General features: G+C 61.7%; 22 protein-coding genes. 17 read left to right on the plus strand and 5 right to left on the minus strand.

Translation table 11 applies throughout. The features are described from left to right. The first annotated feature begins 7 nt into the window (after positions 1-7). Genes OES25_11940 through OES25_11955 form a run of 4 tightly spaced genes read left to right on the plus strand, consistent with a single transcriptional unit; the run spans position 8 to position 3,191 of the window. On the plus strand, positions 8-1,306 hold the full coding sequence (locus OES25_11940; GenBank protein MDH3628345.1) for a 2-hydroxyacyl-CoA dehydratase family protein: 1,299 nt from the start codon (positions 8-10) through the stop codon (positions 1,304-1,306). 10 nt (positions 1,307-1,316) lie between these two features. After that, positions 1,317-2,144: an acyl-CoA dehydratase activase gene (locus OES25_11945; protein ID MDH3628346.1), complete on the plus strand. Its 828-nt coding sequence runs from the start codon at positions 1,317-1,319 to the stop codon at positions 2,142-2,144. Continuing rightward, positions 2,141-2,950 carry an acyl-CoA dehydratase activase gene (locus OES25_11950; GenBank protein MDH3628347.1) on the plus strand — a complete coding sequence of 270 codons (810 nt, stop codon included), beginning with the start codon at positions 2,141-2,143 and terminating at the stop codon, positions 2,948-2,950. The genes OES25_11945 and OES25_11950 overlap by 4 nt, the downstream gene beginning before the upstream one ends. A gap of 4 nt (positions 2,951-2,954) precedes the next feature. Then, positions 2,955-3,191 (plus strand): hypothetical protein, encoded by a 237-nt coding sequence (locus OES25_11955; protein MDH3628348.1) that lies wholly within the window; start codon positions 2,955-2,957, stop codon positions 3,189-3,191. Here the strand turns inward: OES25_11955 and OES25_11960 are convergent. Further along, complete coding sequence (locus tag OES25_11960; GenBank protein ID MDH3628349.1) at positions 3,188-4,534, minus strand: tryptophanase; 1,347 nt, start codon at positions 4,532-4,534, stop codon at positions 3,188-3,190. The genes OES25_11955 and OES25_11960 overlap by 4 nt on opposite strands. Before the next feature lie 224 nt (positions 4,535-4,758). Between OES25_11960 and had the strand changes: the two genes are divergently transcribed. The 6 genes from had to feoB are packed head-to-tail and all read left to right on the plus strand — an operon-like array spanning position 4,759 to position 10,952. Further along, positions 4,759-5,829, plus strand: coding sequence for a 6-hydroxycyclohex-1-ene-1-carbonyl-CoA dehydrogenase (had, locus tag OES25_11965; GenBank protein MDH3628350.1), 1,071 nt, complete (start codon positions 4,759-4,761; stop codon positions 5,827-5,829). A 6-nt stretch (positions 5,830-5,835) separates the two neighbouring features. After that, on the plus strand, positions 5,836-6,942 hold the full coding sequence (gene oah / locus OES25_11970; protein ID MDH3628351.1) for a 6-oxocyclohex-1-ene-1-carbonyl-CoA hydratase: 1,107 nt from the start codon (positions 5,836-5,838) through the stop codon (positions 6,940-6,942). Then, the gene (locus OES25_11975; protein ID MDH3628352.1) at positions 6,939-7,712 is read left to right on the plus strand and encodes an enoyl-CoA hydratase-related protein; all 774 of its coding nucleotides are present in this window, start codon (positions 6,939-6,941) and stop codon (positions 7,710-7,712) included. The genes oah and OES25_11975 overlap by 4 nt, the downstream gene beginning before the upstream one ends. Next, a complete protein-coding gene (locus OES25_11980; protein ID MDH3628353.1) occupies positions 7,712-8,464 on the plus strand; it encodes an SDR family oxidoreductase in 753 nt (250 codons plus the stop codon). Before OES25_11975 ends, OES25_11980 begins: the two co-directional genes overlap by 1 nt. Positions 8,465-8,511: 47 nt before the next feature. Further along, positions 8,512-8,748: a ferrous iron transport protein A gene (locus tag OES25_11985; GenBank protein MDH3628354.1), complete on the plus strand. Its 237-nt coding sequence runs from the start codon at positions 8,512-8,514 to the stop codon at positions 8,746-8,748. Continuing rightward, on the plus strand, positions 8,745-10,952 hold the full coding sequence (gene feoB / locus OES25_11990; GenBank protein MDH3628355.1) for a ferrous iron transport protein B: 2,208 nt from the start codon (positions 8,745-8,747) through the stop codon (positions 10,950-10,952). The genes OES25_11985 and feoB overlap by 4 nt, the downstream gene beginning before the upstream one ends. Here the strand turns inward: feoB and OES25_11995 are convergent. Together OES25_11995 and OES25_12000 are read right to left on the minus strand one after the other, a co-directional pair. Continuing rightward, entirely contained in the window at positions 10,935-13,430 is a 2,496-nt protein-coding gene (locus OES25_11995) for an FG-GAP-like repeat-containing protein (GenBank protein MDH3628356.1), read from the minus strand. The two genes, feoB and OES25_11995, sit on opposite strands and share 18 nt — an antisense overlap. Positions 13,431-13,433: 3 nt before the next feature. Further along, the gene (locus OES25_12000; GenBank protein ID MDH3628357.1) at positions 13,434-15,521 is read right to left on the minus strand and encodes a multiheme c-type cytochrome; all 2,088 of its coding nucleotides are present in this window, start codon (positions 15,519-15,521) and stop codon (positions 13,434-13,436) included. A gap of 185 nt (positions 15,522-15,706) precedes the next feature. Between OES25_12000 and OES25_12005 the strand changes: the two genes are divergently transcribed. From OES25_12005 to OES25_12020, 4 genes are read left to right on the plus strand one after another with little or no spacing between them, the layout of a single operon-like run. After that, positions 15,707-16,516: a PP2C family protein-serine/threonine phosphatase gene (locus OES25_12005; GenBank protein MDH3628358.1), complete on the plus strand. Its 810-nt coding sequence runs from the start codon at positions 15,707-15,709 to the stop codon at positions 16,514-16,516. A 4-nt stretch (positions 16,517-16,520) separates the two neighbouring features. Beyond that, the gene (locus tag OES25_12010; GenBank protein ID MDH3628359.1) at positions 16,521-16,901 is read left to right on the plus strand and encodes a GntR family transcriptional regulator; all 381 of its coding nucleotides are present in this window, start codon (positions 16,521-16,523) and stop codon (positions 16,899-16,901) included. Then, positions 16,898-17,791, plus strand: a complete 894-nt coding sequence (locus OES25_12015; GenBank protein MDH3628360.1) for an ABC transporter ATP-binding protein — start codon at positions 16,898-16,900, stop codon at positions 17,789-17,791. The genes OES25_12010 and OES25_12015 overlap by 4 nt, the downstream gene beginning before the upstream one ends. Further along, positions 17,788-19,569, plus strand: coding sequence for a hypothetical protein (locus OES25_12020; protein MDH3628361.1), 1,782 nt, complete (start codon positions 17,788-17,790; stop codon positions 19,567-19,569). Before OES25_12015 ends, OES25_12020 begins: the two co-directional genes overlap by 4 nt. Positions 19,570-19,581: 12 nt before the next feature. Here OES25_12020 and ric read toward each other — a convergent pair whose 3' ends face one another. Next, complete coding sequence (gene ric, locus OES25_12025; protein ID MDH3628362.1) at positions 19,582-20,250, minus strand: iron-sulfur cluster repair di-iron protein; 669 nt, start codon at positions 20,248-20,250, stop codon at positions 19,582-19,584. Positions 20,251-20,359: 109 nt separating this feature from the next. On the opposite strand from ric, the gene hemN reads away from it, so the two are divergent. The 3 genes from hemN (at position 20,360) to OES25_12040 (ending at position 24,290) form a co-directional block, all read left to right on the plus strand. Continuing rightward, a complete protein-coding gene (gene hemN, locus OES25_12030; GenBank protein MDH3628363.1) occupies positions 20,360-21,742 on the plus strand; it encodes an oxygen-independent coproporphyrinogen III oxidase in 1,383 nt (460 codons plus the stop codon). Between the two features lie 19 nt (positions 21,743-21,761). After that, positions 21,762-22,283, plus strand: a complete 522-nt coding sequence (locus OES25_12035) for a CBS domain-containing protein (GenBank protein MDH3628364.1) — start codon at positions 21,762-21,764, stop codon at positions 22,281-22,283. A gap of 75 nt (positions 22,284-22,358) precedes the next feature. Continuing rightward, a complete protein-coding gene (locus OES25_12040; protein ID MDH3628365.1) occupies positions 22,359-24,290 on the plus strand; it encodes a cytochrome c3 family protein in 1,932 nt (643 codons plus the stop codon). Here OES25_12040 and OES25_12045 read toward each other — a convergent pair. Beyond that, positions 24,258-25,815 (minus strand): cytochrome C (locus OES25_12045; GenBank protein ID MDH3628366.1); only part of this gene is annotated, 1,558 nt, incomplete at its 5' end. The two genes, OES25_12040 and OES25_12045, sit on opposite strands and share 33 nt — an antisense overlap.

A 25,815-nucleotide genomic window follows, 5' to 3' on the forward strand; every position in this document is an offset into this window, starting at 1 on the left:
AATCGAAATGAGCGAGACGATCGATGCCGACAGCATCGTAGGACGGGGAAACCGAGACGGGGCGACGCTGTTCCGAGAGTGGTTCGACAGCCTGACGGAAGTGGCGGAGAACGACGGGAAGGCGGCCTACGTCTTTGTCATGGGCAGCCTCAACGAGGTGCTCAAGGCATTCGATCTTCCGGTCGTGTTTCCGGAGATCAATTCCCTGCAGACCGCCGTCCGACGGGTGTCCCATGAATACCTGAGCGTCGCGGAGGATGCGGGTTACTCGCCGGACATCTGTGGGTATGTGAAGGCCGATTACGCCACGCAGATTCAGGACGGTCTCCATCCGATGGGCCGGGTACCCAAGCCGGCTCTCACGGTCTACACGAACGCCTGCAACACCTACATCAAATGGGCGGAGATCTGGGAACGGCTACACAAGATCCCGCTCTTCACGCTCGACGTCCCCGGGACCCGCCAGGGCGGCCTGATCACGTCGATCGGCGAAACCGACTTCAACAACGATCATCGCTACGTCAAGGCTCAGCTAAAGGAACTGATCCAGCTGTGCGAGCAGGTCACCGGAAAGAAGTTCGACATCGACAAGCTGCGAGAGGTGATGGGACACGCCAATACGATGAGCCGCGGCTGGAAGCGTGTCCTCGAGTTGAACCAGAGTCGGCCGTCGGTGTTCAACGCGCTCACCGATGGAACGATCTATCTGGGTGTTGCCAACGGCATGCGTGGCACCCCGGAGGGGGCCAAGTACTTTGACGACCTGGTCGAGGAGATGGAGTTCAAGGCGGCCAACGGCATCGGCACGCTGACCGAAGAGACGCATAGACTCGCGTTCGTCGGTGTGCCGTGTTACCCGATCTTCCGTCGCTTCAACGAGCTGTTTACCGAGTGGGGCGGGACGTTCGTCAACTCGACATATCTGTGGTTCGCCTCCGGCGGCACCAATCGTGGTTTCGAGTACGACCTGGATGATCCTCTCGACAGTCTGGCCGAGGGCGTGCTGATCAGCGTGCGTGACGCGATGGACAGCATGTTCTACCAGGACCTGGTTCTCAACGAGATCATCGACGACTTCGGAATCGAGGGCGTCGTCTACCACCCGATCAAGAGCTGTCGTACGACGTCAGCGGGCATGGCCGATAGTCGTCGCCACCTGATGGCGCAGCGTGACATCCCGACGCTGTTCATCGAGTCGGACATGATGGACCGACGCGTCGTCTCCGAGGCACAACTCAAGAACCGGTCCGATGCCTTTTTCGAAGGACTGGCCGCACGAAAGGCTCACGCGCGGAGCGCGTCGTAAAGGAACCGCTATGGCATATGCAGCTGGAGTCGACGTCGGCTCGACACAAACCAAGGCCATCATCATCGACGAGCATGGAATCATCGCCGGCCGCTCACTGCGAGACACCGGTGCCAACGTCGTGCGGGCGGCCGAGAAGGCCTTCGCGGAGGCCCTTGCCGGCGCCAAGATTAGCGAGCGGGAGGTGGAGTACGTGATCGGCACCGGCTACGGCCGCTATCGGATCACGTTCGGCAATGCGCAGGTCACCGAGATCAGTTGCCACGCCCGAGGCGCCGTGAAGTTCTTTCCCAACACTCGAAGCGTCGTCGACATGGGTGGCCAGGACACCAAGGCCATCCGAGTGAACGCGGAGGGCGAGATCGACGATTTCTGTATGAACGACAAGTGTGCCGCCGGTACCGGTCGTTTCCTGGGCGCGGCGGCTGCGGCGCTGGATCTGGGTCTGGACAATCTGGGGCCGACGGCGCTCAAATCGGACAAGCCGGTGCGTATCAGCACCACCTGTACGGTGTTCGCAGAATCGGAGGTGCTTGCCTGGCTCGGCAAGGGCAAGAAGGTCGAGGACATCCTCTGGGGCGTCCATCAGTCGATCGCAAGTCGTTCCGCGGGATTGATGCGTCGCGTGGGAGTCGAAGACGAGATCACCTTCACGGGTGGCGTCACGCGCAACGTTGCGATGGTCAAGGCTCTCGAAGAGCGTCTGGACAAGAAACTGAACGTCAGCGAGGAATCCCATTACATGGGCGCCATGGGTGCCGCACTCTTCGCCCTCGACCACATCCTCACCAGTCGAACGCCCACCAAATCTACGAAGTCGGCGGAGGCAAGACCATGAGTATTACCGCCGGGATCGATGTGGGCTCGACCTACACCAAGGCCGTCGTGTTTAACGGGAAAGAGCTGATCGGGAAGGCGATGAACGCGACCGGGTTCAAGTTGACCGAAGTTTCCGAGGCGCTCTTCGACGCCGCGCTCGCCGAGGCCGGCTTGAAGCGAGACGACGTCGAGTACACCATCGCCACCGGTTACGGGCGTCATCAGTGCTACGTCAAGGATCTCGCGGTGACGGATCTTACCTCCGCGGCACGAGGGGCCCACTTCCTGTTCCCCGGGACACGAACGGTCCTCGACATCGGTGGTCAGACCATGAAGGCCACGCGCATCGACGAGTCGGCGCGGGTCAAGAATTTCCGTCTCAATGACAAGTGTGCCGCCGGTACGGGTGCGTTCCTGGAGAAGACGGCCCGTTACATGGGTTACGAAACCGAGCAGATCGGCGGTCTGATGGACACCTCTCGGGAAGAGGTCACCATCTCCGGCGTTTGCGCCGTCTTCGCGGAGTCGGAGGTGATCAACCACCTCTCGATGGGGACGTCTCCCGGCGACATCATGCAGGGCAGCGCCAACTCGTTGTCGGAGCGATCCGTCCAACTACTCAAGCGCGTCAAGGCGGAGCCGGAGTTCACGTTGATCGGCGGTCTGCTGCGATGGCCGAGGATGGTGGACGCCATCGCCAAACAGCTGGGAGAGAAGGTCAACGTGGCCGATCCCGAGCTGGTGCAGTACACGGCCGCTGTCGGTGCGGCGATCCTCGGTCAGGTTCGTCTGGAGCGACTCCAGGCCGAGCGAGTGGCGGGTTAGCAAGGTGACCGTTCTACCGGAATGCCCCTCTCACCCGGAGTTGATCGCGCAGGGATGGGTCCGACGATTCATGGTCGGACCCGATCGGCAGGCCGAGGTCACGGAACTCTACGAATCCCTCGGAAACGAGGTGCGCCTGGAATCGGTCCGGCCGGATTCGTTTGATGAGCGGTGTGGAGACTGTCCGGCGGCTGTCTGCCGGTCCCATCTACTGCTCTACACGCGGCCGTCTCAAGGTTAGGCCAGCGGTTCCAGCTTAGCGCTGAAGTGTCTCAGGTGTTCTGCCTGCTCGACGATACGAAGCCCTCGTAGCGCGGCCTTGTCCTTCGCAACTTCCGCCGCGACATCGATCACGTAGTCGATCTGGGACTGGGTGTAGACCCGTCGCGGGATGGCAAGACGCAGCAGCTCCAGGGCCGCATGATCTCCGAACATCAGCGTCCCGATCTCGGCACCGCGCACCCCACCCGCAAGGTAGAACGCACAGGCCAGGGCTTGCCCCGGGAGCTCTCCGGGGGGGATGTGGGGCAACATCGCGCCCGCGTCGATGTAGACGGCATGTCCACCGGGTGGCCGCACGATCGGGATCCCGAGCTCGGTTAACGCGTTGCCCAGGTAGCGGGTCGAGCCCAGACGATAGCGAAGGTACTCCTCGTCCAGCACCTCGCTCAGGCCGACGCAGATCGCCTCGAGGTCCCGCCCGGCCATGCCACCGTAGGTGGGGAACCCCTCGGTGAGGATCAGGAGATTCTCTTCCTTCGTTGCAAGGGCGTCATCGTTGTTGGCAAGAAAACCGCCGATATTGGCCAACCCGTCCTTCTTGGCGCTGAACGTTGCCCCGTCCGCCAGGGAGAACATCTCCCTGGCGATCGCCTCGGGGGTTCGATCCGATTGGCCGGACTCGCGCAACTTGATGAAGTACGCGTTCTCCGCGAAGCGACAGGCGTCGAGATAGAACGGAACCTCATGCGTTCGACACAGCGTGGATGCCGCCCTGATATTGGCCAGGGATGCGGGCTGACCGCCGCCCGAGTTATTCGTGACGGTATGGATCACACAGGCGACGTCGCTCGATGGGTCTTCCAGGATTCGCTGAAGTGCGTCGAGGTCGATGTTGCCCTTGAACGGATGCTCCTCGGCGGGGATCAGGGCCTCGGGGATCGGGATGTCGATCGGACGCGCCCCCTGAAACTCGGCATTGGCGCGTGTGGTGTCGAAGAGGGTGTTGCTGACGACCACCCTGTCGGCGACTCCCAGACACGAGAACAGAATCCGCTCGGCGGCCCGACCCTGATGCGTCGGGATGATCTGGCGGAACCCCGTGATCTCCCGGACGCGGTCACGAAAACGGTACCAGGAACGCGCACCCGCGTAGGACTCGTCTCCCCGCATCATCGCGGCCCACTGCTCCGACGACATGGCGCCGGTCCCTGAGTCCGTCAGAAGGTCCACGAGGATCTCGTCGGCCGGGATGCGGAAGAGGTTCCAGTGTGCGCGACGTAAGACCGCCTCGCGCTCCTCGCGCGTGGTCATGCGGAGCTGCTCGACCACCTTGATTCGGAAGGGTTCGATGATCCTCTTCACGGCGCCCCCATCTATTCGTCCATTCCCTCGTCGGTGAGCGAGTAGGGTAGTCCTCGAAGCTACAATAAATAGGGGTGTTTGACGACTGTCTCGGTCGACTTGGATCGGGGCCAGGCCCCTGGATAAGGGAGTTCCCTGATAGACAGAATTTGGGCACTTGCATAGAAGTTAGGGATACGATGCCAACGGACGCCGTTGGCTTCGATTAACGCGAGAGTTATGCCATGCAGACCCGTGCCTGGACCGTAAATAAACTTGCAGCGCCGATGGTCCCCGTGGAACGAGAGGTCATCGCCAAGAGCGGTGAGGTCGTGGTAGAGGTCGCAGGCTGCGGCGTCTGTCACACCGACCTCGGCTACTTCTACGAGGGCGTTCCGACGAAACACGGGTTCCCGTTAACCCTCGGCCACGAAGTCAGCGGGACCGTCGTCGAGACGGGCGACGAGACGACCGACTGGCTCGGTCGCGCGGTTGTCGTACCCGCCGTTATCCCGTGCGGAAGCTGCGCCACGTGCCGCTCAGGCCGTGCACAGATTTGCCCGGAGCAGGTTTTCCCCGGTAGTGACGTCCACGGCGGATTCGCATCCCACGTGTGTGTTCCGGCCCGAGGGTTATGTCCGGTTCCCGATCTGAGCGACACGACCGTCAACCCCGACGCGCTGGAGTTGCGTGATCTTTCCGTGATCGCCGACGCGGTATCGACCCCGTACCAGGCGATCGTTCGATCGGGACTCGTCAGCGGCGACCTCGCGGTGTTCATCGGGGTCGGCGGCGTAGGTGGTTTCGGCGTGCAGATCGCAGCGGCGATGGGAGCCGTCGTCGTCGCCGTCGATATGGATGACGATCGCCTGGCGCTGATGGCGGAGCACGGCGCGGACCTTACACTACGCTCGGATCAACTGGACTTTCGCGAGCTGCGGAAGGCGATTCGAAAGCTGGCTGCAGAACGCGAGATCCCATCGTGGCGCCACAAGATCTTCGAGACCTCGGGGTCGCCGGCGGGCCAGGCGACGGCGTTCGGCCTGGTGGGACACGGGGCCTATCTCTCCGTCGTCGGGTTTACACCCAAGAAACTGGAGTTGCGTCTGTCAAACCTGATGGCCTTCGACGCCACGGTACAGGGCAACTGGGGCTGCCCTCCGGAACACTATCCTGCAATCGTAGATCTCGTCCTCTCGGGTCGCGTCAAGCTGAAGTCGTTCATCGAACATCGCCCGATGTCCACCATCAATCAAACCTTCGAGGACTTACACGAGAGACGGGTCTCCCGTCGAGTCATCCTCGTGCCGGAGTAAGCCATCATGGAATTCAAGGATCATGCCCTGCTACCAGACCGTGAGTACGAGGGCGTACTGTATGAGAACCAACCGCTGCAACGCCCAAACGGAGAGATCGTAGAGGGTCTCCACGCCGCTCGGGTCACGTTGAACAATCCAAAGCAGTACAACTCCTATACGACTGAGATGATCAAGGGAGTCATCGCAGGGATGCGACGGGCCTCCGACGATCGTGCGTGCGTCGCCGTCGTGTTCACCGGCGCCGGTCACAAGGCATTCTGCTCCGGTGGCAACACCGCAGAGTACGCAACGTACTACGCGGGTCGCCCGGAAGAGTACCGACAGTACATGCGTCTGTTCAACGACATGGTCAGCGCGATCCTTCACTGCGATAAACCGGTGGTCTGTCGTGCCAATGGGATGCGCATCGGTGGGGGGCAGGAGATCGGGATGGCCTGTGACTTCACGGTCGCGCAAGATCTCGCCCTGTTCGGTCAGGCCGGCCCCAAGCACGGATCGGCGCCCGATGGCGGCAGCACCGACTTCCTTCCGCTGTTCGTGGGTATCGAGGCCGCGATGGAGAGTTGCACGCTCTGTCAGCCGTGGACCGCCCACAAGGCCAAGCGGTTGGGTCTGATCGGACGGATCATTCCCGCACTCAAGGTCAACGGCGAGTTCGTTCCCAACCCACGGGCGATCACCGATCAATGGATCGACAGTCACGGCGAGATAGTCTACGGCGAGCCGCAAGTCGGAGACGCGGCACGCCAGGCGAAGGAGGCGATCGCGGCGGGCGAAGTGGATCTATCGCTGCTCGATCGCGAGGTGGATGCGTTGGTCTATCAGCTGGCGATGACGATGCCGGGCTGTCTCTCGAAGACGGTCGAGAGCATGCGAAAGCACAAGCTCGAACACTGGGATCGGAACCGGGAAACCAATCGAGCCTGGCTCGGGTTGAACATGATGACCGAGGGTCGAGCCGGATTCCGGGCCTTCCACGAGGGATCGCGGGAGTGCCGAGAGCCCGACTTCCTGTTGCTACGCCAGCGCCTGGCCGAGGGAGCCGTCTGGGGCGAGGAACTGGTGGACGAGATCCTCAGGAAGGCTCACGGTAAGGAGACGGTCGGTTGAGCCGGAACGAAACGGTCAGGCTGGAGCGCCTCGAGGGTGGACAGATCTGGCGCCTCTGGCTGGCCACGCCCAAGGCCAACATCCTCGACATGGATAAGGTCGAGAGGCTGAGCGCGCTCTTCTCGCAGGCGGCATCCGAGCAGAATCTGAAGGCGATCCTCATCGAGGGCGAAGGCCCGCATTTTTCGTTCGGTGCCAGCGTCGAGGAACATCTTCCCGGCAAGGTCGACGCAATGATTCCCGGCTTTCACCAGTTGTTCGAGCGATTGTTCGATGCGGGCGTTCCGACGCTGGCGGCCGTGGGCGGTCAGTGTCTCGGCGGTGCCCTCGAACTGGCCAGTCTCTGCAACCGTGTGTTTGCTCACCCCGGGGCCATGCTGGGTCAACCGGAGATCGTCCTGGGCGTCTTCGCGCCGGTCGCGTCGGTCGCCCTCCCGGAGCGGATCGGGCGCAGTCGAGCCGAGGACCTGTGTCTCAGTGGTCGTAGTATCGGTGCCGAGGAGGCGCTACGCATCGGACTGGTCGACGCGATCGATGACGAGCCCGGCATGGCGGCATTGACGTACGCTCGCGAATACCTCGTTCCGCATTCCGCATCAAGTCTTCGCCTTGCACAGCGTGCCCTTCGTGATGGGTACCGGAAGCGTTTCAAACAAGAGTTGCGAAGCGTTGAAAGACTCTACCTTGACGGGTTGATGTCCACGAAGGACGCACACGAAGGGCTCTCCGCTTTCATGGAAAAACGAAAACCGGCCTGGAGAAACCAGTAGTGACGCAGCCGCCGATCGATCTTGCGAGCCTGTCTCCCGAGCTGCTCCGTGGCAAGGTAGCGATGGTGACGGGGGGCGGAGGGGGGATCGGCCTCGCGACCGCTCGAATGCTGATGCACGCCGGCGCCCGCGTCGTGTCGGTCGACCTTGCCGGCAGGTCCGCGGCCGAGGGGGCGGAGTCGATCGAGTGCGATCTATCCGACTCTGCTCAGGTGACTCGGCTGTTTGCCGCATTCGACGCGGCGCACAAGCAACTCGACATGCTGGTCCACGCCGCCGGGACAACACGAGACGGCGTCTCCTGGAAGATGAGCGACGAAGACTGGCGGAGCGTGCTGAGCGTCAATCTCGACTCCGCCTTCTTCCTGGCACGACAGGCCGTTCCGCGGATGCGTTCCTCGGGGGGTGGCGCGATCGTCTTGATCGCGTCGATCAACGGTGAACGCGGCAAGTTCGGGCAGACCAACTATGCGGCCAGCAAGGCCGGACTCATCGGACTCGGACGATCGTTGGCAAGAGAGACCGGGAAGTTCGGAATTCGTGTCAACGTCATTTCGCCCGGCTTGATCGAAACGGAGATGACCTCCGGGCTGCCGGAGGTCGACCGCCAACGAGCGATCGACGAGACCGTCCTGGGGGCGGCCGGCCAGCCAGAGGATGTTGCCGCGGTGGCCATGTTCCTCACGTCACCCCTGAGCCGACACGTGACCGGCCAGGTCCTGCGCGTCGACGGCGGACAACTGATCGCTTGAGGGCGACGCGCGGCTCCGCCGGTTTGCTAGCATAACCCCCGAACGCCATGATGAATCTCAAGGACATGCGTGTAGGTGCGACGGCGATCCTTGCCGAGATCGGTGGGGAGCGTACGTTTCGACGCCGCCTGATGGAGATGGGCTTGCTCCCCGGCACCCCGGTTCGACTGATGCGTCGAGTCGAAGTAGGGGGCCTCGTCGAGCTGCGAGTTCGTGGATGCAGCGTCAGTCTCCGAGTGACCGAAGCGGATCGGCTTCGATTTGAGGCGGGCTCTGCGGAATGAAGCTTGTCCAGTTGACCGAGACTCCTCCGCTGGTCACCCTGTGCGGAAACCCGAACACCGGCAAGACGTCGATATTCAATCGCCTGACCGGCAAGAACCAGAAGGTCGGCAACTATCCCGGTATCACCGTCGAGAAGTTCGTTGCACCGGTAAGCCTCGACGCAACACACCCCGCAGTCATCTGCGACGTGCCGGGCACCCATAGCCTCAGCGCTCGCAGCGCCGAGGAGCAGATCGCGATCCTGGCCATCGCGGGCATTCCCCCATTGGAGCCACCGGATCTGACGGTCATCGTGGTCGATGCCACACAGCTATCACGCAACCTGTACCTGGTGTTGCAGATCATCGAAACAGGCGGTCCGGCGATCGTCGCCCTAAACATGGTCGATCTACTGAAGGGCGAGGGTCTTCAGATCGATGTGGCGAGGATGGAGCAGGAGCTGGGTATCCCGGTCGTTTCCGTCTCGGGTCTGAGCGGCGCGGGAATCGACACTTTACGTAAGCGCATGATCGAGGTGTTGGATCAGCCGGAGACGGGGCGGGCGACCTGTCGTTGGGCACCGACGGATCACCGTGTTCGAGAAGATATCGATCGCGTCGCTCGCGTTCTACCGGATGCGTGGTTGCGCAAGTCACCGGCGCGACGCGAGTCGCTGGCGATCTGGGCTCTCCTGTCCATCGCCGACGACGATGAACTCGGCTACGTGTCCAGCGAGCTCCGGGATGAAGTGAACGCGCGATACGCGGAGGCAGAGAAGCAGGGTCGCGAAATTGACCGCACGATCATCGCGAATCGGTTCGACTGGATCGATCGTCATCTGAAGAGTTTCCTGCAACAGGCCGAAACGGCCAGAAAGACGTTCACCGAACGCATCGACAGCGTCATGCTGCACCCCTGGATCGGGTTCGCCCTCTTCCTGGTCGTAATGGGAGTGACGTTTCAGGCGTTGTTCAGTTGGAGTGTGCCTGCGATCGAGTTTGTCGAATCCGGCATCGGTCTCCTCGTCAAGGGGACCCGCGCTGTTATGCCCGACGGACTGTTCACCGAGTTTTTGGTCGGCGGTGTCATCGCCGGAGTCGGCAGCGTCGTCGTCTTCCTTCCACAAATCCTTCTCCTGTTCTTCTTCATCGGGCTGATGGAGGATACCGGCTATATGGCTCGCGTCGCGTTCCTGATGGATCGATTGATGCGGGCGATGGGCCTGAACGGCCGAGCGTTTGTCCCCATGCTGTCCGGCTTTGCGTGCGCGGTACCGGCCGTCCTCGCAACAAGAACGATGGAGCGCCAGCGCGACCGATTCCTGACGATACTCGTGGTTCCATTGATGACTTGTAGTGCCCGCTTGCCGGTTTACACACTGATCATCGGTGCGCTATTTCCGCCATCTCGCGTCCTGGGCATCTTCCCCAAGCAGGGTCTCCTGATGCTGGCGATGTACGTCTTTTCCACCGGCATGGCGCTGGTCGTCGCGGCGGTGCTCGGCCGGACGCTCCTGCCGGGTGGAAACGTGCCGCTGATCCTCGAGATGCCCTCGTACCGGCGACCCCACGTTCGAGACGTGCTGCGCATGATGTGGCTCCGTTCTTCGGTCTTCCTGCGTGAGGCCGGCGGGATGATCTTGCTCTGCACCATCGTGTTATGGGTGCTGCTCAGTTTCCCCACCCATCCGAAACTGGATACCGATTACGACGCGCTACGGTCGGAGGCTCATCAGACGATGGGTGGAACCGCCCTTGCTGATCGGCTCGACCAGTTGAATGACCAGGAGGAGGGAGCGATCTTCCGTCGTAGCTACGGCGCCCGGCTGGGGCAGACGATCGAGCCCGTTCTTGCCCCACTCGGTTTCGACTGGAAGATCGGCGTAGGCATCATCGGAGCCTTCGCAGCTCGCGAAGTGTTCATCTCCACGATGGGTGTGGTGTATGGCGTGGGCTCGGAATCCGACGAGGGGTCGGTCACACTGCGTGCAAAGATCCACGATGAGACCCGCGACGACGGTCGCCCCGTCTACACGCCGCTGGTGGGATTGTCGTTGATGGTGTTCTTCGCGCTGGCTTGCCAGTGCATGAGCACGCTTGCGGTGGTCCGTCGCGAAACGAAGAGCTGGAGGCTGCCCGTATTCCTGTTCGCCTACATGACCGCGCTCGCATGGGTCATGAGCTTTATCGTCTATCAGGGCGGAAGACTACTGGGATTTAGCTAGATAGCCACGGATCCGGCGATCCAGCGCGACGAACACGACATCCGGATCATCGGTTCTATCCCAGTTCGTATACGCGTCTCCGAGCAATGTGGTCTCTTGATGCATCGTCTTCTTGACGTCACCTTCGGCGGCGGCACCCTCCGGCCGCCACTCCTCGCCTACGCCGGAAGCGTCTTGAAGCAGCTCTCTGGCGCCCCCGTTATCGCCCTCCTTCCACGCCAGGTAGCTCAGGAGAAACAACGCGTCTCCGGCGGTGGGATTCGTCGTTCGAATCCATCGCAGTCCCTGTCTGGCAGCGTCGGTGTCTCCGCGCACGATGTGAATTTCGGCAAGCACCATTCTGGCCCCGGTCGCCTCGGGGTTGATCGCGACGGCTCGGTCTAGCGCTTCCTCCGCTCGTTCGATCTCCTCGGATGATTTGGCGACGATCGCCTGGAGCGTGCCCCAACGTTTGAACGCCCGATGACTCTTCGGGTTGATCCGCATCAACTCTGCAAAACGAGCCAGCGCACCGTCGTCGTCGCCTTGCTCCGCCAGGCAGTTGCCGAGGTAGTAGATCGAATCCTCGTGGGACGGATCGAGCTGAAGCGCCTGCTCAAAAAGCCGTCCGGCCGCCACCGGATCTGCATCGACTTTCATCGCTCGCATCGCGGCCCGTTGAACTCTCCAGAACTCGGTGGTCTGTTCACGAGTCAGTTCGGTTCGCTTCGGCCCGCTCAGGCGACGTGGTTTTGGATCCCCTTCACGCAACTCCCAGATCGTGTTTGCGTTCAGATCGGAGAAGGCGTCGACGTGACCGCTGGGCCAGTAGACGCTCATGGTATCGATCTGGTCGGCATCTCCCAGGCCGATGTGTAGGCGTCGCGTGCTGTGCGAGAGATAGGAGACCCCCGAAACGGCACGCCGCTGGACAACGTCTCCGACGTCAGCGACCACACGCGCTCCATCGGTCGTCAATTGCAGTTGTACCCAGTTGTTCTGTGGGGTGTCATTTCGAAGAAGTCGCACGCCCTCGCCGACATCGACGAACAGCAGGTCCAGGTCGCCATCGTTGTCGTAGTCGGAGACCGCGAGTCCTCGGGAGACCTTCGGGATCGACAGGGACTCGATGAATGAAGCCATGTCGTGGAAGTAGGTCCCCCGATCGTTCCACATCAGGAAGGGGAGTTCCGGCACCAGGCGGGTGCGCCGATCCTCTCGTTCGAACGTGCTTCCGTTGGCGACGACCAGATCGAGCCATCCGTCCGCGTCGAGATCGACGAACTCCGCGCCCCAGCCCACGCTCCGCAACGCGATCTGCCCGAGTCCCTTGAGGTCTGCCTGATCGACGAATCGGAGTAGCTGATCGGCTCCGTCGGCCAGACGCGAGTCGTAGAGCGCGTTTTCCTGGGCCACCCAGTGCGTGACGAACAGGTCGTCATCTCCGTCCCGATTCCAGTCGCCGACCGCCAGACCCATCGCACCTCGATAGTCGGCAACCCAGGCCGCGTGGCTCTCATCCTCCAGCCGACCCTCATGGTTGATGTAGAGCGCGTTGTCCGAAATATCGTTGGCGACGTAGAGATCGGGCCAACCGTCATCGTTGAGGTCATGCCACAGTGCGCCAAGACTTCGCCCATCGGGATTCGATACGCCCAGAGCCTCGGCGGACTCCGTGAAGCTGCCGGCGCCGTTGTTCACGAATAGTAGGTTTTGCTCCGCTTTGTAAGAGGCGGGGTTCAGCGTGTAAGGAATCTGGCGTCCGTACTGCGCGGTGGAGCGATCACGACCCTTCGTGTCCGGGATGTATTGGACGTAGCCGCAAACGTAGAGGTCCAGGTCTCCGTCGCGATCGAAATCGGCCCACGACGTGCCGGCCCAGTACCCGTCTCGAGACGGGATCGCGGGATCGTCCACAAACTGATCCCCATCGTTTCGAAACAGCCTCAACGCGTTGTAGCCCGAGACCACCAGATCGAGTCGTCCATCCCCGTTGTAATCCGCCCACGAGGCGGCCATCCCGACCATGCGGACTTCGGGGAATCCCTCGACAGGGACGAACGTGCCGTCGCCCAGGTTCCGGTAAAGCACCGACGGCGCCAGCTTGTCCACAGGGGCACTCAGGGGCCCCCCGCCGCTGACCAGGAACAGATCCTCGTCGCCGTCGTTGTCGTAGTCTCCCCACGCCGCGCCACTGCCCATATCCTCCGGCAACTGAGACGAGCGCTCTCCGTCGAACATTCGAAACCCATCGAGACCGGCAGCGACGCTGACATCGACGAAGCGGAATTCCGGTGCTCCATTCGGCACCTCTCGACTGAGCCCGCGGGTGATCTCCTGGTGTTCCTCTCCCGTCGCGTAGGTCCCAGGACTACTCGTCCGGAACGCGTAGACCGAGAGAAGCGTCACCACGACGACGACCACAACGACGATGATGATCGTGCGATAGAGGCGCCTACGACGACGTCCCAGTGGTCGCCTTGAGGAGTCGTTCGACAAGCCCTAGCCCCCGGTTTGCGAGGACGGATCGACCGGACTGTCGTCAACACGAACCGTCGCGGTCGCGCTTGAGATCGTCACCGCCGGCGCGGTTAGGCCGGCCTCCTCACCAAACATGTAGTCCAGTAGGAACTGATCGAACTTCCGATAATTCAGTGAGGCCTCGATGTGGTAGACGGTCGCCTGCGGAGTGGACGGGATGCTGTGCCCACTCACCGAGCGATCCGGGTCGTACGGCTCTTCCCCTACGGCATGCGGGATGTTTGACGGGCAGCCGATATCGAATTCGACGGTGTCCGTGTAGCCCGGGAACAACGCGCGTCGGAACCGAACGCCGACCATCTCCCAGAGATTGTGCCGATCGATCAGGTTGCCGTATTGGTCTACCGGCTCGACCTTGAACAGGAAGGTCCCGGGCTCCAGGTAATTCCGCTCGTCCCGTTTTCCGGACGTGTAGATGACACGCCCGTTATCGTCGGTGACTTCGATCTCGACCCAACTCTGGATGATATCCAGGGGACCGGTCGGGAAGTCATGTCCGACCTTGTTGGAGCTGAGCACCACGCGAAGCGGGATCGATTCGTCGGACCTGATCGATTCCGGAACCTCCAGTTCGATGCCGATGATCGGCCCGGTGCCCCACTTCTCTCGGATCTCGGGGATCTCGTAGCGGCCCTGCAGCCACAGCTCGGTCAATCGAACCTGCTCTTCCCAGCCCTCGACCTGCAACAGCTGCGGCATCACGTTGTTCGATGCGATGAACCGGTGACTTCGATGCTTCCCATCGTTCGCGTCTCGGTTGTAGTCGGCCGTGTCTCCCGCGGCGGGGTCCGTGGAATCCTGCAGAGGCATGTGGCACTCCCGACACTCGACGGTGCGCTCGGGATCCCCCTCATGATTCCAGTGGCTCGCGGCCCAGTTGTCGTACTGATTCTGTAGTTGAACCCAACCGACCTGATTCACTTCCTCGTCGATGAACTGCTTGTGGCACGCCGCACAGTATTCCGGCGCCTTGTACATGCGCTTGCTGAGTTTGCTGTGCTGATCGGGATAGGTGCGAATCAGGAAGTCACTGGCGACGCCCTTGAGACCCTCGGCCTCCCACTGCCAGAGATACTCGGCCGGTTGCGACATGACGTAGTTTGCGTTGCCCTGCACGTCGGTCTCGCGGATCGCGTGGCACGAGAGGCAGGAGATGCCCTCCTGGTAGCCGGCCAGCCCGGTCAGATCCTCGACGAAGATATTCTTGGTGCCCGAGAACAGCGAAATCGGATCGTGACAACCACCGCAATAGCGTGTCGACTCCGCCCCGTTCTGCTTGGCCATGATGCTCTGGATCTTCTGGAAGCCCGCATCCATCGCCGCCCAACGATGGGAGCTGGCTTTCCACTCCGCCAGGATCTGGGTATGACATCCACTTGTGCCGCAGGAGTCGGATCCGGCCAGGATGCGCGCATCCATGGCACCGCCACTCTCGGTGCGGGCGAGGCTGGGAGCGAAGGGACGATCTTCACCGTAGAGAAAGTCATAGTCCTCGGGGAACTCGTTGACGTAGTCCGTGCCGGAGTAGATCGTCGCCATCCCGATCGCTGCAGCGCAGCCCACCACCGTGATGCCGAGGCTGATGCCGATGAGTCGGCGGGCCGCCGGGGCCTGTTCCTTGCGCCAGACGCGCAGGAGCGGAATCACGACATGGGGGAGTGTCGCGGCGAGCGTCGCAATTCCGGAGATCATGTGGACGTTTCGCCAGAGACCCGACATGCGTGTCCCCAGCAACCCCTGCCAGGTGACCACAACTCCGGAGACGGAACAGACCAGCAAGGCGATCAGCGCGAGGTAGCCCAGGAAGACGACGTGGGAGAGCGAGTACTTGCGGTAGTCATCCCAGTGGACCGCGCTGTACCAGGCGATGGGGAGGAGGGTCGCCACGCCGAGCAGTGTATGAAGCAGAACGCTCCACTGAATGGCCGGATGGAACGGAGAGAGCGTGATCGCCAATCCGGAAACGCCTTCGAACAGAATCAGCGCCATGCTCAACTGCGCAAGTCGAGCCCCCCAACCGGTTCGGACCTCATTATTAGTTTGATCCATTACCGCACTCCACTTGTAGAGACATGTACAGGGGATCGTACGGCAGTTCGGTGGGTAGAGCCGTACCGGACACGTAAGTACATACCCGTACCGGTTGCCCTGACGGATCGAATACGCCACGCCAGACTTGAATTCGTAGTGATCTAGTGATATATATATCTATATCACTCTAGGAAGAGGTCGCCATGAACTCACTGAGCAGCCCGACAAGCCCCCGCAGACCCTGGGTCGGCCCCCCGGCCGAGCCCCATCAGATGCAGATCGCAGAGCGGGTCCAGGCCCAGCTCCGGCCACAGGCCTCCCCCCGGCTCAAAACCCTGGAGTTTGCCGGTCAATGTCTGCCGGGTCGGGTCGTGGGGGGAGACTTCTACGACTTCCTGGAGCCGGAGCCCGGGCGCATGGCCCTGATCCTGGGGGATGTCTCGGGTCACGGTGTTCCGGCGGCCCTGATGATGGCAGCGCTCCAGGCGAGCATCCGCAGCCACTACACGCTGTCGTCCTCCCCGCTGACGCCACGCATTGAGTCCGTCAACCGCCAGTTCTTCGATTGCACCGCAGCCGAGCACTATGCCGGCCTGTTCATCGGGGAGTACGAAGACGAGACGAGGCGCCTGCGCTACGCCAACTGTGGCCACGTCGCACCCCTCTTGCTGCGCGCCGATGGCAGCGTCGAGCGGCTGAGGGCCACGGGAACCGTTCTGGGGATGTTCGAGAACTGGAGAGGGTCCCTGCGGGAAGTCACGTTGGGCCACGACGACACGCTGGTCCTGGTGACCGACGGGATCATCGAGGCCAGCGATTCCTACGAGGGGGAGTTTGGCGAGCTTCGTCTGTTATCCACGATCATGCGGTTCCGAGATCTCGATCCTCCCGGACTGATCCGTGCGATCGCCAGAGACGTCCGATTGTCATGCGGCAGGCGGCCGTTCGATGATGCGACCATCGTCGCGGCGAGAGCGGTCGGGCCGGCGCGTACGATCAACGGCGGCGTGTGAACGGATGGATCTCTACGTCACAGCCGGAGACGAACTTCCGTTATATCGCCAAATCATCCGTCAGATCACGGACGCGATCGCGGGTTCCCGTCTCAGTCCGGGCGACAAGCTGCCGTCTCACCGGGAGCTTGCCACCCAACTCGTGATCGCACCGTTGACGGTCAAGAAGGCCTACGACGAATTGGAGCAGGAAGGGTTCATCGAAACCCAGCGGGGTCGTGGGACCTTCGTGCGTCGGCGGCTTCCCCGCGAGCGCGTTGGGGAATCTCGCGCACGGCTACGCGAATCGGCCGAGCGACTGCTGACCCAGGCCGCCCTCAGTGGTGTGCCGTACGGCGAATTGCTCGACCTCCTCAGAGAAATCCGGAAAGGAACAAAGTCATGAATGCGCTGGAATTCAACGGTATCCGTCGGGCCTATACCAAGGGCAACAACGTACTTGACGGCGTTAGCTTCTCTATCGAGCCGGGCCAGGTCGTCGGACTTCTCGGAAAGAACGGCGCAGGCAAGACGACGCTGATTCGAATCGCGATGGGAATGATCGAACCCCAGGAAGGAACGGCGCGGGTGCTGGGGATGGATCCGCGGGGCGACGCCGTCGAGGTCAAACGTCGCGTGGGTTACGTTGCCGAGGATCAGATCTTGCCACCGTTCCTGACGATCGAACGTGTGCTGGACCTGCATCGTCAACTCTACCCGAACTGGGACGACGAGATGGCGGCGTCCCTGGTAGAGCGCTTCGAGCTCCCGGCCACGAAGAAGATCAAGTCGTTGAGCAAGGGGCAGGCACGTCGTGTCGCATTACTGTGTGCCGTGGCACATCGTCCCGAGCTGCTCTTGCTCGACGAGCCGGCAAGCGGGCTCGACCCCGCCGCGCGTCGTGAGTTCCTGGAGACCTCGATAAGACTCCTCAACGAGACCGGCACATCGATCCTGTTCTCCTCGCATTACATGGCCGACGTCGAACGGCTCGCCGACCGAATCGTGATGATCCATGACGGAAGTGTGCTGATCGACAGTGGCCTGGACGAGATACACGAGGGATTCTCGCTGGCGATGTTGCCTCGAGCGAATGGCCTCGACACCGATCGAATTCGAGCTCTGGAGCCATGTGTCGGCGTCCGTGAACATCCCGGCGGTTTTCACGCCATCCTCCGCTTGGCACCCTTCGAGGCTCAGGCGGCGGTGGAGCAGGGGCTCGGCGTCGCGGAAGCCCGCTGTCAGTCGATTGCGCTGGAGGACATCTTCGTGGAATTGGCGGGAGGCGCGTCATGAGTCTGGCACGGTTAGCCCGCCGTCGAACGTGGCGCATGTTGCCGATATGGGCTCTGGCAACCGGCGTCAACACCTCCGTTCTTCTGGGATTGCTTGCCTTTCGCGCAGCGAGTCAGGAGAAGACGATCTCCACCCTCATGTTGATATGGGTGTGTTGGGTCGGTGTCGCTACCTACCTCGTCTTCGCCGATGCACGAACACGCTGTTCGCACTTCGAGATGTCGCTTCCGGTTCGCGCACGACAGTTGTGGGCGAATCATCTGGGTTCGCTGCTGGTCGGCGGTTTCGTCAATATTGGACTTGCTCTTCTGGTGGTCGCCGCACACCGCCTGTTGCTGCTCCGCGTGAATAGTGACGTTTCCTACTGGAGCCTCTGCGTCGTCCTGGTGACCGGGGTCGTTCTGGCGACCCTGCTCCTGCAGCTCCCACGGCCGACGCTGGCTAGAATTCCCGTTAACGTAGGCACGGTCGCGTGGGCGATCGTCGTCCTCTGCGGCACGCCATGGCTGCTGGGGCTTGCCGCCACCGCCGGTCCCGCAGCCGTCGCCGGTCTCGCCGTCGTCGTCGCAATCCTGGCGATCGTGATCTACCGCGCGGTTCCACCGACCTATTCGCTGATTCCGCTTGAAGCCCAATCCCCGGAAAAAGTGGGGGCGACGTCCCTCTCGCCGTCGACGCGTACGTCGAGACTTCTGGTCCCTCTGACCATCGCACGCTGCGTGTCGGCGGGGGCCAAGGAACTGGCCGCCGTACCGATCATATTTCTCGGGGGCGTCATCCTCGGTGGCGGTCTGTTGGCCTTCGGGGCGGGCGAGCGGGAACTGAGATTCCTCTACATACCGATGGCGATCTACATGATGTTCGCAGTGATCGGGCCCCGATTGGCTTCCCTGCATTACCTTGACCCTCTACCGATCTCCAGACGACCTCTGATCGCCATGCTGGTGGTCCCCTACTTCTTGATCGTCTGTCTCGGCTACGGTTGCGGCGCGTTTCTTGCCGCAGAGCGAAGATCGCAGCTGGAGTACGTGAACTTCGAAGAAGGGGAGAGCGGTTACCAGGTGACCATTCCCCTCCGTACGTATGGATTCTCCCGGGACGGAACGGTCCAGCCCGTCGTCTCGCCGTGGGGTGAGTCCCACACGCCCGAACTCCTGACCCCGCTCAAGTGGAGTTCCGTCGCGGTCTACTCTCCGTTCGGGACGTCGAATACGAGTTCAACGCGTTTCGTGGCCCTGCAGATCAGCCGCGCGGCGAGGGCGGTTTACACGGCGGAGATCACGCCGGAGACCATCGAGCAACGCTATCTCACGACGAATGCGGACGGCGATGTGATTCCGCGCGGCGACGGACTGACCCTTCGCCAGGATTTCCCGGACCTGCGCGCGGCCAGCGGCCCGATGCTTCCGGTCCTCGTAACGCTGGTCACGGTACCGTGGTTGCTTCTGGTGGCGCTCTTGTTGCGGGCCTACCGGCCGGGAGTCCGAGAGTGGGTTCGGCAGACGATCGTCTGGGGCGGCCTCGCAGGGCTGCTTGCCTTCTGGATCTGGACATCGATGACCACGCTCTTCGGCGTCATGCGTCCGTGGGCGATGCGCGCGCTCGTGGAGATCCCGATGCTTCGGCTGGGCCAATCCGCACTCGGTAGCTTCGGGGTCTGGGTCGCCGCATTCGGAATGCTCGCAGCGGCCTACTGGATCGCCCAGGCGCAGTTCCGGCGGATGGAGATTACGACTCATCCTTCGCAGTACACGCTGATCCGGATGGGTTCGGACTGACCTGTGAGTCTTCTATTTTCCGAGAGCTTGCGGAAACAGGATGTTGTTCTCCAGGTGGATATGCTGATGCATTTCCCGCTCCAGATCTTCCAATCCGGAGAACAATGCGCGCCACGTGTTGCACGCTTCTTCGGGAGGCTGGAAGCCGTCGGTCAACTCCCGAATCTGTCGTAGAGCCGCGCCTGCCGAGTCATGCTCTTGTTCCATGACCGAGATCGGCCCCCCGGCGGATTCGCCCTGGCCCTGGACGATCATGGGGAACAGGATCTGTTCTTCTTTCATCATGTGGGATTCGAGTTCGGATTTCAGCCCGGAGAACACGGACCGGAGCTCCGCGAGTCGCGCGTCCTTGTCGTGATGAACCTCCGCGACTTTCTGAACCATCTCGCTCAGCCGCGGCAGTTCTGTCCCCAGTGGCTTGTGATAGGCATTCAGGATGTGATCGATCAGGTCTGCGGGGCTGGCCGAGAGCCAGTCGGTGGCGTCCGCATCGCCGTCGAGGAGCTCGGCCTGAACCGCCTCGAGCACGGTCGTCGGGTCGACACCCTTCGCCTGGCAGGCGACCTCAATGGACTTCCCGCCTCCACAACAGAAGTCGATCCCGAAACGGTGAAATACCCGCGTGGCGCCCGGGTGCTCAGATGCAATGCGGCCAACCGGCGTGTCTTTGTGGAATTCCATGTAGCTCTCCTTCCCTGAAATGCTACTCGTAGCGGGCCCTCACGCAATACGTGGAGTCCACGACGCCGACGGCAGGGACTGTCGAAAAAATTCGGTGTATGTTGGTGGCATGGACACGTCGCCACGCTGGATCGACGAATTCCTCAGACCGGTCCCGCGCTATACATCCTATCCGACGGCGTTGAACTTCGGCTCAGCGGTCACCGGCGAAGACTACCTCGCCCGGCTGGATCAGGTGGCCACCCGGGACGACGACTCGCTTGCCGTCTACATGCATTTCCCGTTCTGTGAGAAGCGATGCGCTTACTGCGCGTGCACCGTGATCTCGACCCCTCGACAAGATGTCGGCGATCAGTATCTCGGGTACCTCAAACGAGAGATCGATCTGATCCCCGAGCCTCTACGTCACCGGTGCCAGGTCTCCCGTGTGCATCTGGGCGGTGGCACCCCGACCTTCCATTCACCCGATCCTCTCGCACACCTTCTGGACCACTTCCGGTCTCGTTTCGATCTTCTCCCCGATGCGGAGATGAGTGTCGAGGTAGATCCACGGGTGACGTCGCGAGAACACCTGAGCGTCCTGAGGGCCGCAGGTTTCAATCGCCTCTCGATCGGAGTGCAGGACTTCGATCCTGATGTTCAGGTCGCCATCGGCCGGATCCAGAGCGAGCAACAGACCCGTGACGTTCTCGAAGCCAGCCGATCTCTCGGCTACTACTCGGTCAACTTCGATCTGGTCTATGGGCTTCCGACGCAGACTCCGGATAAGTTTCGCCGGACACTCAAGAGCGTCGCAAACATGAGACCCGACCGGATCGCGATTTATGGCTACGCCCACTTGCCCTCGATCAACGCGCACCAGCGCAAGATTGATGACGGGTCGCTGGTCACCGGTGAGGATCGCTGGTTCCTGGCGAAGACCGCACGGGAAGAACTGACGAGCGCGGGTTACGTAGCTGTGGGTCTCGATCATTTCGCCCTGCCCGAAGACTCTCTCGCGATAGCCTCCGGCATGGGTGAACTCACCCGGGATTTCATGGGCTACACGACGCATCGAAGCAAGCAGATGATCGGACTGGGCGTGTCGGCCATCGGCGAGATTGGCGGAATGTTCGCTCAGAACACCAAGAAGCTATCGACCTATCGCGAAGCCATCGATGCCGGTCGGCTCCCGTTCGAGCGAGGTTACCTGCTGACCAAATCCGACAAGATCCGGCAAGACCTGATCCACAGGCTGATGTGTCAGTTTGAGCTATCATTCGAGTCGTTCGACCGCAGGCACAATCTGCGCTTCGAAGACTACTTCGCGACGGAACTGGCCGATCTCAGCAAACCGGGTGGGTGGATCGATGAGGGCATGGTAGAGCTGGCGGACCGTCGTCTTGCGGTGAAGAAGCCCGGTCGAATTTTCGTTCGCAATATCTGCTCGGTCTTTGACGAGTATCATCGGGACCGCGTCCTGGAGGGTCGCTCGATGTCGAGCGCCGTTTGAGAGCAGGGAGGGACACACCATGCCGAAGACTCCGACAATTGAGAAGATGATGGCGCGCGACGTCGCGGTGGTTCGTTGCGACGAAGATGTGCACGAACTCGAAAAGAGAATGATCCGAGAACGCGTCCACGGTCTGCCCGTCGTGGACGAGGATGGAACCGTCATCGGCGTCGTCAGCCAGACTGATTTGATCGCCTGGCACTACAACTGCGGTGTTGACGGAGCATCGTTCTACGATCAACGGATACTGATGCCGACGGGGACGGACGGCCGAAACCTCCGACTCACCGACATTCGGTCTGCGACCGTTGACGAGATCATGTCCCCGATCGTCTACTGCATCCGTCCCGATCAGACCCCGGCCGCGGCCGCGGCTCTCATGATCAACCGGCAGGTACATCGACTCATCGTCGTCGACGAGGAGGCTCGTGTGCTGGGGATTCTCTCGGCCGCAGACTTGTTGCATGCGATTCCCGGCATCGAGGGTCCTCTTCGCGAACTCGAGGTCGAGCATGGAACCCGTCCTGCAGAGGTGACATGAATGTCGCGTAGGCTCTGGGCGCAATCTCAGTTGTTCTAGAATGAGCGGCGTGAACGTGGGACCGAAGGGGGACGGATGAAGGATCTACCGAAGCATCCGCTGATAACCAAGCCGCTGTGGACCAACTGGATCACGTTGACCGGCCTGCTGATCGGTGGCATTGCGCTCCTGCTCATCGTCACGTTCGGTCTGTTCAGTGTCGTCTCGCCGGCGGCCAATCCCTACGTGGATATCGTCGGTTACCTTATCCTGCCCGGCATCCTATCGTTGGGCATCTTTCTGATGCTGGCCGGGATCCTGATTCGTAGTATTCGCCGTCGTCGTCTGGACCCAAGCCGCCGGTTACGCATTCTGCCTCGCGTCGACTTCAGCGACCCGTTGCAGATCCGCGTGGCCAAGTTTCTGGCGGTGGGACTGTTCACGCTGCTTCCGATCGCTGCCGTGACCGGTTACCACGGCTACCACTTCACCGACTCGACGGACTTCTGTGCCACGACGTGCCACACCGTCATGCGACCCGAGGCGGTCGCCTACGAGCGATCGTCCCATGCGCGCGTCTCGTGTGCCGAGTGCCATATCGGTACCGGCGCCAGTTGGTTCGTCAAGGCCAAGATTTCGGGTCTACGTCAGGTCATCGCGACGGCGCGAGAGAGCTACAGCCGCCCGATCCCACCTGCGATCAGCGAGCTTCGACCGGCCCGCGATACCTGCGAGGAATGCCACTGGCCGCAGAAGTTCCACGGTTCGCAGCTCAAGGAGTTTCCACACTACGCCTCGGACGAGCAGAACACCGATCGAACGGTCACGTTGCTCCTGAAGACCGGCGGTGGCAACGAGTTCCTCGGGCAGGCTTCGGGAATCCATCGCCACATGGCCCTCTCCGGCCAGATCGAGTACATCGCGACCGACCCCATCCTGCAAGAGATTCCCTGGATCATCTGGACCGACGACACCGGGTTGGAGCATATCTACCGCGACGACGGCAGACCGGCCTCGGATCCACCGCCCGAGGGCGAGCGTCGGTCGATCGACTGTATGGACTGTCACAACCGACCGGCCCACGAGTTCATTTCCCCACAGGAGTCGATCAACGTCGCGATCGCCAACGGGAAGATCGATCAGACTCTCCCGTTCATCAAGCGCGAAACCGTCGAGGCACTACTGCCGCCCTACCTGCAGACCGAAGAGGCCAACGCCCGTATCGGCGAGCGACTCTCTCGCTTCTATCGTGAAGAGCACCCCGAACTGTGGAAAAGCAGACGGGCTGCGATCTATCAGGCGATTGACACGACGCGGGAGATCTATGCCGTCAACGTCTTCCCGTACATGAATGTCGACTGGACAACCTACCCCGACAACATCGGTCACCTTGTCTCTGCAGGCTGTTTCCGCTGCCACGACAACCAGCATGTGAACCAGAGCGGCGGGACACTCGACTCTTCGTGTGAACTCTGTCACACGTTCCTCAACGCCACGGAGGACGGCCAGGAAGAGTCCCTCCGGACCGGTGAGTTCCGGCACGAGATGTCTCTGGACGGAGTTCATACCGCCGTCCGCTGCGACCAGTGCCATTCCGGTGGCGCGAGTCCGCAGAGCGACAGTTGTGAAGGATGTCATGGGCTGCAGCAGGGCCTGATCTCGGCCACACTCCCGGCGCTCGAGTCGTTTGCCATCGAGCCCGATTTCATGGCCGACATCGTTGCGTGTGACGACTGCCACTCCACGACCGAGGCGCATTCCCGCGACGTGGCGCTTGCATCATGTTCCGACTGTCACGACGACGACGGCACCTACGAGGCGATGGCCGTGGACAACGTCGAGACCCTCGCGGATCTACGTCGTCAGGTCCTGGAACAGATCGACCAATCCACCGACGCCAACTGGGCCGAGCGGTCACGAAAACTGTTGACGCTGCTGGACGAAGCGGGAGCCCACCACAACGCGGAGGGCTCGCGGCAGATCCTGGAAGGCCTCCTAGAGGGCCAGCAGCCCGAGCAGGATTCCTAGAGCCAGCAGCAGTCCGATCGCCAGCGCGATGCTGCCGAACAGATAGGCCCGCCGTAATTCCAGCCGACCCGGCGGGGGCACGATGAACTCTTCAAGTCGCCCGTCGGCGACCAGTTGGTCGTGTTCGGCCGGGCGCTCTTCCTTGAATCGCTCAATGGGCACGGCGCCGATGAACATGACCGGATCGAGGGGGAAACTCCCCGGACGTAGATGGGTATGGAAGAAGTGGAAGACGAAGATGAAGCCGGTCGCCAGTAGCGCCTCATCGCTGTGTACGATGAACGCGACGTTCAGAATCCAACCCGGCAGGAAGAGGGCGAAGAACCAGGGGAACCACAGCATCAGGCCGGAGAAGCCGATGATCAACACACCCCAGAAGACCGCGAAGTAGTCAAACTTCTCCCAGTAGGTCCAGCGCCCGAACTTGGGTTGGGGACCCATGTAGAGGAACCAGCGGATGTGCTGGAACATCTCCGTCAGATCGCGCAACTGCGGGACCAACGAGCGCCAACCCCAGAGAATGGTCCGCTCCTTGCGGACGTAGACCCGACGGATCACGTGGGTCAGATGGAAGATCGCGTAGCCGAAGGTCAGAATCGCGGCAAGTCGATGCAGCAGCCGCGTCATCTCGACTCCGCCGAACAGCGTTGCGACCCACTGAGCCCAGGGGGACTGATGGAACTTGAGGGGCAGTCCCGTCGCCGCCAGAACGAGGAAGGTCACGATCACGACGACGTGCAGCCACATGTGAACCGGTCGAAAACGACGGACCCAGACGCCCTCGTTCGGCGTGTTCTTGACACGCGCGATGTCGCCGCGGATCAAGGCGACAATCGAACGCTGGAACCACAACACATCGTGAATACCAAACAGGACGAACACGCTGATTAGCAGCGTGGTCATCAAGAACCAGGTCCAGTTGACCGCCGGATGGGTGCTGCCGTCGAAATTCGAGGGCTCGCTGTGGACCTCGAAGGCGAGGAAATTGCCGCTGACCCGCTCGTGACAGGCCCCGCAGGTCTCGCCCAGTTTGTCCGGGTGGACGCTCGAACGCGGATCTTCGGCGGCTAGGTTGCTGTGGGGCGTGTGGCAATCGGAGCAGGTCGCCGCGGCCAGCATGCCCAGGTTGGTGGCCTCGCCGTGGAAGTTATGGTTGTAGCTGGTGTAGCGACCCTCGTGACAGGTTCCACAGTCTTCGGGCATCTTCAGTCGGGCATCGCCGATATTGGGTGGCACGACATCATGGGACTGGTGACAGGTCGTGCAGACCGGGCTCTTCTCGCCGCCGGCCCATGCGATTCCGTGGGCACTCTCCTCGCGCCAGGTCTCGAGGATGTACTGGTGACAGGTCCCGCACGTCGCGGGAACATTGGATCTTGCGAATGACGAGCGATCATCTGAACGGGGCCAGATGTCATGGGCACCGTGGCAGTCGCTACAGGACGGTGCACTGACCAGTCCTTTCACCAGCAGTGCCCGTGCATGGACACTCCCCATGTATTCGTCGAGGACCGGTCCGAAATGG

Source organism: Acidobacteriota bacterium, from assembly GCA_029861955.1.
Classification (GTDB): domain Bacteria; phylum Acidobacteriota; class Polarisedimenticolia; order Polarisedimenticolales; family Polarisedimenticolaceae; genus JAOTYK01.

Excerpts from the sequence above, each read along its gene's own strand:
- OES25_12000 (MDH3628357.1), bottom strand. The coding sequence starts at position 15,521 with ATGGATCAAACTAATAATGAGGTCCGAACCGGTTGGGGGGCTCGACTT.
- OES25_11985 (MDH3628354.1), top strand. The coding sequence starts at position 8,512 with ATGATGAATCTCAAGGACATGCGTGTAGGTGCGACGGCGATCCTTGCC.
- hemN (MDH3628363.1), top strand. The coding sequence starts at position 20,360 with ATGGACACGTCGCCACGCTGGATCGACGAATTCCTCAGACCGGTCCCG.
- feoB (MDH3628355.1), top strand. The coding sequence starts at position 8,745 with ATGAAGCTTGTCCAGTTGACCGAGACTCCTCCGCTGGTCACCCTGTGC.
- ric (MDH3628362.1), bottom strand. The coding sequence starts at position 20,250 with ATGGAATTCCACAAAGACACGCCGGTTGGCCGCATTGCATCTGAGCAC.
- OES25_11945 (MDH3628346.1), top strand. The coding sequence starts at position 1,317 with ATGGCATATGCAGCTGGAGTCGACGTCGGCTCGACACAAACCAAGGCC.
- OES25_12010 (MDH3628359.1), top strand. The coding sequence starts at position 16,521 with ATGGATCTCTACGTCACAGCCGGAGACGAACTTCCGTTATATCGCCAA.
- had (MDH3628350.1), top strand. The coding sequence starts at position 4,759 with ATGCAGACCCGTGCCTGGACCGTAAATAAACTTGCAGCGCCGATGGTC.
- OES25_12035 (MDH3628364.1), top strand. The coding sequence starts at position 21,762 with ATGCCGAAGACTCCGACAATTGAGAAGATGATGGCGCGCGACGTCGCG.
- OES25_12015 (MDH3628360.1), top strand. The coding sequence starts at position 16,898 with ATGAATGCGCTGGAATTCAACGGTATCCGTCGGGCCTATACCAAGGGC.
- OES25_12005 (MDH3628358.1), top strand. The coding sequence starts at position 15,707 with ATGAACTCACTGAGCAGCCCGACAAGCCCCCGCAGACCCTGGGTCGGC.
- OES25_11950 (MDH3628347.1), top strand. The coding sequence starts at position 2,141 with ATGAGTATTACCGCCGGGATCGATGTGGGCTCGACCTACACCAAGGCC.
- OES25_12040 (MDH3628365.1), top strand. The coding sequence starts at position 22,359 with ATGAAGGATCTACCGAAGCATCCGCTGATAACCAAGCCGCTGTGGACC.
- oah (MDH3628351.1), top strand. The coding sequence starts at position 5,836 with ATGGAATTCAAGGATCATGCCCTGCTACCAGACCGTGAGTACGAGGGC.
- OES25_11940 (MDH3628345.1), top strand. The coding sequence starts at position 8 with ATGAGCGAGACGATCGATGCCGACAGCATCGTAGGACGGGGAAACCGA.
- OES25_12020 (MDH3628361.1), top strand. The coding sequence starts at position 17,788 with ATGAGTCTGGCACGGTTAGCCCGCCGTCGAACGTGGCGCATGTTGCCG.